This window comes from Brenneria izbisi, assembly GCF_025840185.1.
Classification (GTDB): Bacteria; Pseudomonadota; Gammaproteobacteria; order Enterobacterales; family Enterobacteriaceae; genus Brenneria; species Brenneria izbisi.
In genome coordinates this window covers 1-247 of record NZ_JAMPJU010000063.1, presented here as the reverse complement: position 1 = coordinate 247, position 247 = coordinate 1, and the positions used below count along the sequence as shown (strand labels likewise).

General features: G+C 65.6%; 1 protein-coding gene. It reads right to left on the bottom strand.

Annotation, left to right across the window (positions count from 1 at the left end):
- Positions 1-247: Ig-like domain-containing protein (locus NC856_RS17755; RefSeq protein WP_264091718.1), on the bottom strand; the 247-nt coding region annotated here is incomplete at both ends.

The window sequence follows — 247 nt, the reverse complement described above, 5'->3', positions numbered from 1 at the left end:
GGTTCGGAGATATTGCCCGCGGCATCACTGGCGATGGCGGTAACCGTTTCACCGTTGGTGAGCGCGGGCGACAGCGGTACAGTAAAGCTGCCGTCGCTCCCTGCCGTGGCGTTGCCCAGCACATTGCCTGCCGCGTCGCTGATCGTGACCGTGCTGCCGGCTTCCGCTGTACCGCTGACCGACGCGCCATCTTCTGCGACCAGAAGATCAGCCGGTGCGGATGGGCTAGTGGTGTCCGGGGCGGTCA